The following is an 11,228-nucleotide window of genomic DNA, read 5'->3' as shown; positions in this document are numbered from 1 at the left end:
ATGGAGAACATCCGCAAAGCATTGAAAAAGCAAGTTGAAGATGCATAATTTTACTGGGGAGCATCTTCACGTTATAGAAAATGTGGGATGTAGATGCAAAATTTGCAAAGGGAGTATCTTTAAATCCCATAAAAGGCAAGATGCAGATGCAATTGTACATGACAGGCAGGCTTAAAAGTATCTGCAAGTTCGAAGAAAAGCAAGTTGCAGATACTTTGGTCAAGAAAAGAGCATCTGCAACAGCGAATATCAAGGGATTGCAGATACATCAGCTACCAAAAGAGCATCTGCACAAGCAAATAAACCGAGAATATAGATACATCAGATACCAGAAAAGTAAATCCCTCATCGCTCCACCTATTTCAATCACGATACACCACAAAGCAAGAAAAAGACTATGCAATCCAGCGAATTGGAGTCGGGCTTGCCCGACGAAGCTGAGCGAGAGTGCATAGTCTTTTTCTTGCTTGGGGCTGTCATGAACTAAATAGCAATCCTCACATATGGACTTACAATTGTATTTCCCTGCGAATCAACTCCTCCTGTCCCACTAAAGAACCACAAGTACATCTGATCCACCTGATCTTCATCTACGACATAAATCAATGTATAATCCAGTTCTTCTCCTGCTGCAAGTGGGTGCCACAGAGCTTGTTTTAAACGCTGATTTTCATCTGTATAGCACATCTTATCAAAGTAAACTGGAAAACTGCTGCCATCTGAAGACATCCATTGTAATGAATAATTCTCGTTCACTGATACATAAGAATCATCCGCTTTTACTATTGTGCCATCTTCCATAGAAGCTAATGTTGTCAAATCCGGTGCGATAGGTACTCCATCTTCTTTGTTCCATTCGCTTTGTGTATCTCCGCAATTTTTTGCTGTCATGTGAACGATTACATACTTCGAATTTACTTTTTCTATTCCTTCAATTTCACCATTTTCATTCAAGACACCTCTGTCATGTGATTTTAATGTTCCATCTTCATTCATCCATGGTGCCATTTCATTTTCGTAGTCGATGAAATTTTCTTTTGGATATTCAGCTAATGAAATGCTATCTGCCACCTCTACCGAATTTACAACAAAGCGAATATCCTCTACCTCGTTTTTTAATGCTTCATCTTCTAGCATTGGATTTGTTATTTCATCACCAATCTCATAAATATCTTCCGCCGCAATTTTCTTTAGACCTACTTTTTCTTTTTCTAATTTTTTCTGCTCTGCCTTCGCTTCTTTGATTTCTTCCTCTGTTGCATATGGAACCACCTCGTCAAGCACTGTCACTTTTAAACCTTCGGCAACCTTCAATATCTCTTCATATGGCAAATCACTTCTGCTCCATATCTGGATCGCATACCCTTCATTTTCATCATACAGATAAATATTTTTAACTGTATCATCACTATCAATATAAAAATCTTCACTGACATATACATCGACCTGCTGTTCTCCCAGGTTCATAACCTTCTGCTGCTGGCTTCTTTTATAATTCATAAATTCTTCTGTCTGTCCCATTCGTTCAATATAATCCAGCTCTGATGCATTCATCGGAATAATACTGATTCCGCCACCTGTTTTATCATTATGCCATTTTCCATAATTCGCAGTATTTTCACCTCCACATTCATACCCTTCCGGCATATATGTTGGCTCTACGGAAATTGCATGTGCTTCTTTTGTATGGTCTACCTGAAATGTATATTGAATGGAATCGCCTTTCTCTGATTTCAATACGGCCATATACTTATTAGCTGCAAATCCAACAACACTAAGGCCGGCTGTTACTGCAACCGCTGCCACTGCAATTTTCCAAGTATGATATTTACTTGTGGATTTCTTATTATGATGAATCCCAAGACATTCATACGTATCCTTGATACGCTGATTTACGTATTCCGGAGTTTCTATATCTTCTGATAAAATCTTTTTAATTTCCTGATCTGAATATTCTCTTTTCACACGATTTTCTTTTTTATTATTCATAAAATCCTTAGACATACGCTCATCTCCTTCCTTGCGCCAGTTCCATTGTATACATTTTTTTCACTTCTTTTCTTCCTCTGGACAACCTTGTTTTTACTGTGTTTTCTTCCATCTCAAGTAGTTGTGCAATTTCCCTAATCTGAAACCCTTCTGCATAATACAGAATTAAAACTGTCCGATATTTTTCATCCAATTGATTCATCAATTCTTCGAATTCATATCTTGCTGTACTCATCCCCGCGTCTCCCTGCTCTGAAATCACATCATATGAACATTCTCGCTTTCCTTTTCGTAAAATATCATTACACTTATTTATCAAGATCCGTATCAGCCAGGTTTTAAAATATTTTCTTTCTTTTAAACTGTCTATTTTTTCGTAGCATACAATAATGGTATCCTGTATTGCATCCGCAATATCTGCTTCGGAATCAAGATAACTTCTTGCTATTTTATATAAATCTCCCTTTACCATTTCAATCAATTGCACAAATGCCTGGTCATCCTTCTTTTGTGCTCGTTTCACAAGATATTCCACACTGCTCCCTCCTTTCAATTATTTGTAAATTGAAAATCGATTTTCCCTTTTTCACTTATTAGACGTTTCAGCATCTTATTTCGTTTCATTATTTCTGCGGAATTTCTATTTAGTTCACTAAGTTGGATAAGCATCCCTTAGAAAAATATTTGATATGAATTTCTGCGAATACAAAGGAAGCGATTGGAAATACATAAAGGTCAGAATTATTACTAAAAACAGAGCTTAGAAACCAGCAACTCGGGCTGTGCCCTCAAACGGCAAGTTTCTAAGCTCTAACGTAAAATTCTGGCCTTTTACTATTTCCAATCGCTTCCTTTGTATTCGCAGAAATTCATATCAAATATTTTTTCTCAGTACGTTATCGCAAATCTAATGAATTAAAAAGCAGAGCTTTACTGAACAGGCACTGGTATATCTCATGTATCTACACATCTCGCTTATTCAATGTTGTAGATATCTTTGTGGTAATCGTTGTATCTGCAAGGCTTGATATTCGCTATTACAGATGTTCTTTTCTTGACCAATGTATCTGCAACTTGCTTTTCTTTGAGCTTGCAGATACTTTTAAGCCTGCCTGTCATGTACAATTGCATCTGCATCTTGTCTTTTCTGGTATTTGAGGATACTTCCTTCACAAATTTTGCATCTTCAATCCCCAAAAATTCACTATCGCAGATATCGTCACTCAATATCCTTTAAGTTCACTCACTTCACGGACTGAGCCAATACATTACTTACCCAAGAATTCTTATATCAATTTTTTGTAAGAAACGTATTGCCATTTAGTGAACTAAATTACATCTTCCCAATCATACTCACAATCGAATATCCATACTTTTCAGCAGTTGCCCATCCGGTTCCTGCAGGATTTTCTTTTTGCCCCAGCCATTCTACATACGGAGCACATCCCTTTAAGACATACTCATATCTCTCATCTACACATGCTTGATTTAAAGGCTCTGTTGAGGCATATGCTTTTAAATGTTGTATCTGGGCACGGATTCCTGTTCGCACATCGGGATAGGAATTTCCTGGAACGCCTCCTCCGGTTGTTCCTAGTCCTGCAAAATTAAACTGATTCACAGAAACATCTCCGCCAAACTGAAGCCAGCCAGTCTCTTTCATCGTCTGCACAAATGCAACCTCCGGGCGAACCCCTTCTGCTGCCGCTTCTTCACAATACATTGTTGCAAATGTCTCGATAGAATCCGCACCGCCTTCACCTAATTCTTCTGACGGATAGGATACACCTGCTGATTTAAAGTAGGAAACTAACTGTTCTGCCGTCACAGGACTTGTTCCCATAATCGGATATTGACCTTCTGCTATTGTTTCCTGAACATCATTTTCAGACACACTTTCTGTTTTATTATTTGCATTTTGCTGCTTATCTTTTGCCTTTTTGTTTTCTTCTTCTGCCTGCCGAATGATTTCTTTCTCTTTTTCAAGCACTTTATTCTGATGTTGTTTCCAACCACCGATTCCTGCCATTGTGATAATCAATATGACTGCAAGTCCGATTTCCAGATATCCGGGTGTCTTTAATTTATTCCACTCTAAATGCATATCCAACCTCATCTCAATTCTTTAGAACTTACTTTTCTATTTCACACTATGATAGTTTACCATAAGTTATTACTTTTTGACAGACAAAGCAACCGCAAAAAGGCAGCGCCAAAGTATTTTCTACTCTGACTCTGCCTTTCGAATCTTTTTTGGATTCTATATTTTTAGGAGAAAAAAATATTAATTACTTTTTCAACAACTCATAACTGATTACTCAGTTACAACACCTTTCTGAAGCATAACATTTGCATAAACTGCTGACTCACCTGTTGCAATGATTGCATAAGCTGTTTTAGCTTCGTCATAGAATGCAAATCTCTCGATATTGCCAACTGCTGCTTCGCCTCTTTCATCGTGTTTCTTTACGATTTCTTTGTACTCGTCCCAAATTGGTGTGTCAATTTTGCCGATATCACATGGCATAAGTTCCATCAAATTAACTGGTTTCTCTACATATGCATCCAATGGCATAACTGTGAGAATTGCATCCAGAATTTCTGGTACGCCATGTCCGTCACAACGGATTACGATAGCATCTTTTCCCATTGATTCACATGGAAAGTTTCCGTCTGCAATAACAATACGATCACTATGTCCCATCTCGCATAATACTTTTAATAATTCTGGTGATAAAATTTTAGGAATTCCTTTTAACATCTTCTCATCCTCCATGAAACTTTTTTATTTTTCTAAAAAGGACGCATACCATTTCGGCATGCGCCCTATATTTTATAAGGGATTAATTATTTTTCGATTGCATGCAATCAGTGTTATTTGTTAATTATTTTTTGAACTGTGGTCCAAAGTTAGCACATGCTCTGTAGTCTGCACCTTCTTTATCCATTCCAAATGCATTCCAAGCTGCTGGTCTGAAGATCTTCTCTTCTGGTACGTTGTGCATGCAAACTGGAATTCTCAGCATAGAAGCCATTGTAATCAAATCTGCTCCGATATGTCCGTAGCTGATTGCACCGTGGTTAGCTCCCCAGTTGTTCATTACATCGTAAGCTGTCTTGAATGCACCTTCTCCAGTTGTTCTTGGAGCGAACCATGTACATGGCCATGTGTAGTCTGTTCTCTTCCAAAGTTTATCAGAAACTTCTGCTGGAAGTCCTACTGTCCATCCTTCTGCGATCTGAAGAACTGGTCCAAGTCCTTTTACAATGTTCAGACGGATCATTGTTGCAGGCATCTCTACTTTTGTTTCAAATCTTGAAGAGAATCCACCTCCACGGAAGTATCCAAGGTCTGCATAGTTCCATGTAGTAGCTTTCATGATTGCATCCTGATCTTCTTCTGTTACTTCATACCAAGGTTTCATAACTCCGTTGCCGTTCTCATCTTTTGCTTCACCACAAGCATCAAGACAAGCTGCTCCAGAGTTGATCAAGTGGATAAATCCGCCTGCTTCTTTAGCAACACCTTCCAAATCATATCCTGTAGCTTTCTTAACAGCCTCTGGGCTCCAGTATGTACGAACATCAGCGAAGATCTGTGCACGGTTTGTTAACAGTTTCATGAACAACATACTTGTTGCGTTCAATGTATCATTCTCTGTTCCGAGAACGTATGGCTCTCTTGCTCCATTCCAGTCAAATGATGTATTCAAGAGTGCTTCTGGATAGTCACAGTTTGGATAGAAGTCTGTCCACTGTCTCTGTCCCTGGAATCCTGCAACGATTGCATTGTGTCCAACCATCTCTTCTTCGCATCCTGCTGGAAGTTTATCGTTACCATTCATTAAGTCTTTGATGATGCACATCATCTTAACTACGAATTCCCACTCAGAATCTTTCTGATCACGAGTTTTCTGAAGTTCTTCTGGGTTCTTATCGAATCCTTCGATACATTTTTCTTTTGTCCATGCAAGTGCTTTCTGGTATTCTTCTTCGTCATAGATACCTTCTGTCATACGACGGATGATTTCTACCTCGTCTACAGATTCTACACGCATTCCAAGATAATCTTCGAAGAAGTCTGTGTTGATGATAGATCCACCAATACCCATTGTTACAGAACCGATCTGTAAGTAAGATTTTCCTCTCATTGTTGCACAAGCAACTGCAGCACGTCCGAATCTTAACAGCTTCTCTTCTACGTCAGCTGGGATAGATGTGTCATCTGCTTCCTGAACATCATGTCCATAAATACCAAATGCTGGAAGTCCTTTCTGTGCATGTGTAGCAAGTACTGATGCAAGATATACAGCTCCTGGTCTTTCTGTTCCGTTGAATCCCCAAACAGCTTTGATTGTGTTAGGATCCATGTCCATTGTCTCAGCTCCGTAGCACCAGCAAGGTGTAACTGTAAGAGTAATATCTACACCTTCTTTTCTAAATTTGTCTGCGCAAGCTGCTGACTCTGCAACACGTCCGATTGTTGTATCAGCGATAACGACTTTAACTGGCTCTCCGTTTGAATATCTGATGTTCTCCTCAAATAATTTTGCAGCGGATTTTGCCATGTTCATTGTCTGGTCTTCCAATGACTCACGAACTTTAAGAACTCCTCTTCTTCCATCGATTGTAGGTCTGATTCCAATTACAGGATAGTCCCCAATAAGTCTTGATTTTGCCATGATACATTTCCTCCTTGATTAATGAATAAATGTTTTAAATTTCTCATATGCAGCATCCCACTTTTCTGTATCCTGTGGAAGATACTCATATGTAGTTTCTGAATCTGCGATGATCTGTCTTGCTTCTTTTACATCTTTGATTTCTCCAAGAGCCATCAACTGTACAGCAATATTTCCAAGTGCTGTTGCTTCGACAGGTCCTGCGATAACTTTACGTCCGTTAGCTCCTGCTGTCATCTGACAAAGAAGTTTACTCTGGATTCCTCCACCGATCATATTGATCACAGGATAATGTTTACCTGTACATGCTTCGATCTGTTCCAGTGCATAACGATATTTTAATGCTAAGCTCTGGTTGATACAGCACATAATCTCTCCGATTGTCTCCGGCACTTTCTGTCCTGTTTTACGGCAGAATTCACGGATACGCTCCGGAATATTACCTGCAGCAACGAATTCTGGTGAATCCGGATCGATAAAGCTCTGGAATGGCTCTGCTTTTACTGCCATCTGTTCCAATTCGCCGAACGAATATTCCTGACCTTCACGAATCCATTGTCTACGGCTTTCCTGTGCAAGCCAAAGTCCAATGATATTTTTCAACAATGTTGTTGTATTACCATAACCACCTTCATTACTTACATTACACTCCAGTGATTTTTCTCCAATAACCGGTCCTTGTAACTCTGTTCCGAACAGGCTCCATGTTCCACAACTAATGAAAATAAAATCTTCATTCTGTGTTGGTACAGATACCACTGCACTCTGTGTGTCATGTCCTGTGATTGCAATTACTTTTGCCGGGTCTACGCCAAGCTCTTCACAAATTGCAGGCTGCAATGTACCGATTACAGTTCCACTTGGAACGATCTCCGGTAAAATATGTTTTGGAATCTGAAGTGCCTCCAGAATCTCTTCTGACCATTCTTTCTTCTTTGCATCCAAAAGCTGTGTTGTAGCAGCCATTGTATACTCTGCTTTCTTCTCTCCTGTAAGGAAATAGTTGAATAAATCAGGAGTTAATAACATCTTGTCTGCTTTTTCCAATAACCATGGTCTTTTCTTAACCAATGAATATAATTGGAAAATTGTGTTGAAATTTTCAAACTGTAATCCAGTTAACTCGTACACTCTTTCTTTTGGAATTGCTTTGAACACTTCTTCCTGCATGCCAAGTGTACGATCATCTCTGTAGTGAACCGCACTTTCTAACAATGCTCCATGTTCATCCAAAAGTCCGAAGTCAACTCCCCATGTATCAATTCCGATACTTTCGAAGCCACCCTCCTGTTTTGCTTTTACAATTCCCTGTTTAATTTCAAAAAAATGTCTCAGTGTGTCCCAATACATTGTTCCGTTGATTATAACCGGATCATTTGAAAAGCGATATACTTCTTTCATCTGAATCTTTCCGTCTTCCAGACTTCCGAGAATTGCTCTTCCGCTTCCGCCACCAAAATCAAATGCCAGAACTTGTTTTTTGTTGTTGCTCACTGATGAACCTCCTTTCTCACTTCCATCCCATCATATATTGACAGTTATGAAGCAGTTCATAATGGAGTAAATACGCACTTCTCTTCACTCCCTTGATCTCATGTAATCATTTTACCATTGTTTTCTACAATTTACTTGTGTTATACTGGTAAAAAATATAACAATATTCACATTTGTTATTTTGTTTTGAAAATCAACCAATCTTATTTATAATAATCTATACAAATGAAAAGGAGTACAAAAATACTATGCAATATATAAACTATCGTGAAAGCCGACAACGAGGAACTGTTGATTTTCCATTGGAATACCATCATGTTTCGCCCTCTCATCCGCAATATGAGATGGCTCTGCACTGGCATGTAGAATTTGAATTAATCCGTGTTTTAAAAGGTGTTTTACAGATAACAATTGATGAACGGACTTTCCATGTCTCAGCCGGTTCATTTATATTTATTCCAGCCGGTTCTCTTCATTCCGGCACCCCGCTTGGCTGTGAATATGATTGTCTGGTATTTGACATGAATGTCTTAATGAATAAGAATGATGACTGTTGTAAATTTGTGCGTAAAATTACCGACCGAGAAGTCTCTTTTAATTATGTTTACACCGGAACTTACAATGATATCCACCAGATCGTATGGCATATGTTTGATTCAATTTCCTCTAAAAAACCTGGTTATCAGCTCATTGTACTTGGTTCCTTATACCAACTGATCGGAACTATTTTTTCTGAAAATTATTATAATCCAACTCCTGACAAACCACCTCGTGATCATCGAAGGATTGTCCAGCTTAAGCAGGCTTTGGAATTTATCGAATCTTCCTATAACAAACCGATCAGTTTACAGGAAATGGCAGATTCTGTGCAGATGTCTCCGAAATATTTTTGCCGTTTTTTTCAGGAGATGACACATCGTTCACCTGTTGATTATTTAAATTATTACCGCATTGAGCGTGCCTGCTATCAACTGCTTACAACAAATGATACGATTACAGAAGTGGCTTATAATTCCGGTTTTAATGATTTGAGTTATTTTATAAAAACATTTAAAAAATACAAAGGAACAACTCCAAAGCAATATTTGAAATAATACTTTTTCTTCTATTTTTAATATTCACTCTCCCATTTAAGAAAGAACAAAAAAAGAGATGCTTATGAAACAAAATTCACATGCATCTCTTTTTCGTTCTTATTTGTATTCATCCTCTTTTTTATGTTTTCGCATTAAAAAATACCAAATATTTTTTCACGGAATGAATCATATAATGAATCATAGTCTGTATAACCGATATCACTATTAGCAAAACTGCTTTTCCATACCTCACATACACCATCCGCAATTGTCTTAGCATATTCGCTTCCGCTGCTAAGAATTGTTGGAAAGACATAGTATATCATAAAGAAATTGAGATCAGACTGGGTACGTGCTCCGATCTTCCCCTTCTTATTTACAAATGTCTTCTTTACTGCTGATGCAAGACATTCTCCGATTTCTTTTGCCGCTGCTTCTTTGTCTTTAGCACCTTCTACATATGTTGTCATCTCTTCAAAATAATGGCCATGGTTTTGAATAAAGTTTTCTGTATATTCCTTATAAGTTTTCTTTTTCAAATGAGCCATCATTTTATCTCTGTCTTCGAAAATTATTTCTATCCCTTGAAGCATCTAATCATCCTCCTATGTCTTTCATGTTCTTCCGACTTAGATCTTTTCCTGCCAAAATCTACTATTATTATACCGAGATGATATCTTTATAGCAAGGAAAAGATATTTCCATTAAATAGAAAAACCGAGGTTTTATCCCCGGTTTTCCTTATTTTATGCTTTTCAGATTGTTATTCTGAAATTAGTCATACAAGTTTGGAGAGATGTCAGCATCATCCATGTTTGTTGAATCATACCAGTAACCATCTGTCTGAACGTCTTTAACTTCTTTTCCTTCGCAGATGTCATACAGTGTTTCGATAGAAATTTTACCCTGCATTAATGGAGACTGTGTAACAGCACCGATGAGTGTTCCGTCTTTAACAGCTGCTTTGATTGTAGATCCAGCGTCGAATCCAGCTGCGATGATGTTTTTCTCAACATCTGATCCTAATACATTCAGGTTCTGGTTAGCTGTAAGAAGACCTTCAGCTGAAACCTGGTTAGAACCGAACATAGCGATTGTATCGTTTTTGTTCATGATGTTAGATGCCTCTGTAGCGCACAGCTCAACTGTTGTCTGTGCAGGTACAGCTACTTCGATGATGATATCAGCTTTTTTAGCATCTCCGTTGTCCTTTACAAGGTTAACATAGTAGTCATTTCCAACTACTGCACATGTTTTTCCATCTTCTTTAGCAAGTTCGATAAATCTGTTTACGAATCCCATTCCACGCTCTGTGATGTTAGCAGATGTAGCATCCTGGTTAACTTCACCTACACGAACCTGTCCGTCAGCTTTTGCGATTTTATCTTTAACTGCTTCGTAAATTTTGTCTGCTGCGATAGCACCAGCACCACCATTGTCTGTAACTACTGTAGCGTATACAGATCCTTCTGGAGCATCAGGTACACCTGAGTCGAAACATACTACCGGGATACCTTTGTCTTTTGCTGACTGAAGTGCTTCAATAACTGAGTTCTGGTCACAAGCAGCAAGTGCGATTCCGTCTGGGTTCTGGTTGATTGCGTTGTTCAGCATGTTTACCTGGTCAGCGATATCAGACTCTGCGTTAGGACCTGTTGTGTTTGTTGTTACACCAAGTTCTTCCTGTGCCTGCTCGATTCCCTGTACAGCTGCCTGCCAGTATGAAGACTGGAAGCTCTTTACAACTACTTCGAAGTGATATCCTTTCCCTGAATCTCCGTCAGATTTTGCGCTGTCTGATGAAGAATCGCTTGAGCTTGAAGATGGGCTTCCGCCACATCCAGCAAGAAGTCCTGCTACCATACATCCACCAAGTAATACTGCTAAAACTCTCTTTTTCATAATTTTTGTCCTCCTTGACATGAAAATGTTTTTTCTTTTTCTATAGTAACAATCAGTCATTTCCCTCGTCTCTGATTGCTATCTA

At 38.5% G+C, this 11,228-nt stretch carries 10 protein-coding genes; 1 reads left to right on the top strand and 9 read right to left on the bottom strand.

Translation table 11 applies throughout. The features are described from left to right. Positions 1 to 483: 483 nt before the first annotated feature. From LQE94_RS10780 to LQE94_RS10750, 7 genes are all read right to left on the bottom strand, one after another. Entirely contained in the window at positions 484 to 2,004 is a 1,521-nt protein-coding gene (locus LQE94_RS10780; protein WP_240577678.1) for a DUF4367 domain-containing protein, read from the bottom strand. A 4-nt stretch (positions 2,005 to 2,008) separates the two neighbouring features. After that, a complete protein-coding gene (locus LQE94_RS10775) occupies positions 2,009 to 2,524 on the bottom strand; it encodes an RNA polymerase sigma factor (RefSeq protein ID WP_240577677.1) in 516 nt (171 codons plus the stop codon). 440 nt (positions 2,525 to 2,964) lie between these two features. Continuing rightward, positions 2,965 to 3,162: a hypothetical protein gene (locus LQE94_RS10770; RefSeq protein WP_240577676.1), complete on the bottom strand. Its 198-nt coding sequence runs from the start codon at positions 3,160 to 3,162 to the stop codon at positions 2,965 to 2,967. Between the two features lie 160 nt (positions 3,163 to 3,322). Next, entirely contained in the window at positions 3,323 to 4,093 is a 771-nt protein-coding gene (locus LQE94_RS10765; protein WP_240577675.1) for a glucosaminidase domain-containing protein, read from the bottom strand. A gap of 210 nt (positions 4,094 to 4,303) precedes the next feature. Continuing rightward, on the bottom strand, positions 4,304 to 4,750 hold the full coding sequence (locus LQE94_RS10760; protein WP_118688747.1) for an RbsD/FucU family protein: 447 nt from the start codon (positions 4,748 to 4,750) through the stop codon (positions 4,304 to 4,306). Positions 4,751 to 4,874: 124 nt separating this feature from the next. Beyond that, positions 4,875 to 6,671 carry an L-fucose isomerase gene (locus tag LQE94_RS10755; protein WP_117990378.1) on the bottom strand — a complete coding sequence of 599 codons (1,797 nt, stop codon included), beginning with the start codon at positions 6,669 to 6,671 and terminating at the stop codon, positions 4,875 to 4,877. Positions 6,672 to 6,689: 18 nt separating this feature from the next. After that, positions 6,690 to 8,165 carry a rhamnulokinase gene (locus tag LQE94_RS10750; RefSeq protein ID WP_118724195.1) on the bottom strand — a complete coding sequence of 492 codons (1,476 nt, stop codon included), beginning with the start codon at positions 8,163 to 8,165 and terminating at the stop codon, positions 6,690 to 6,692. 248 nt (positions 8,166 to 8,413) lie between these two features. Between LQE94_RS10750 and LQE94_RS10745 the strand changes: the two genes are divergently transcribed. Then, positions 8,414 to 9,259, top strand: coding sequence for an AraC family transcriptional regulator (locus LQE94_RS10745; RefSeq protein WP_022075813.1), 846 nt, complete (start codon positions 8,414 to 8,416; stop codon positions 9,257 to 9,259). 134 nt (positions 9,260 to 9,393) lie between these two features. Here the strand turns inward: LQE94_RS10745 and LQE94_RS10740 are convergent, their stop codons facing one another. Both LQE94_RS10740 and LQE94_RS10735 read right to left on the bottom strand, forming a co-directional pair. Continuing rightward, the gene (locus LQE94_RS10740) at positions 9,394 to 9,834 is read right to left on the bottom strand and encodes a hypothetical protein (protein ID WP_022075814.1); all 441 of its coding nucleotides are present in this window, start codon (positions 9,832 to 9,834) and stop codon (positions 9,394 to 9,396) included. A gap of 181 nt (positions 9,835 to 10,015) precedes the next feature. Further along, on the bottom strand, positions 10,016 to 11,143 hold the full coding sequence (locus tag LQE94_RS10735; RefSeq protein ID WP_240577674.1) for a substrate-binding domain-containing protein: 1,128 nt from the start codon (positions 11,141 to 11,143) through the stop codon (positions 10,016 to 10,018). Positions 11,144 to 11,228: the final 85 nt, after the last annotated feature.

The sequence above is a fragment of the Mediterraneibacter sp. NSJ-151 genome, assembly GCF_022487435.1.
In the GTDB taxonomy this organism is placed as follows: domain Bacteria; phylum Bacillota; class Clostridia; order Lachnospirales; family Lachnospiraceae; genus Schaedlerella; species Schaedlerella hominis.
Note: the sequence above shows the minus strand (reverse complement) of the source record. Positions and strands in the feature narration are given on the sequence as shown.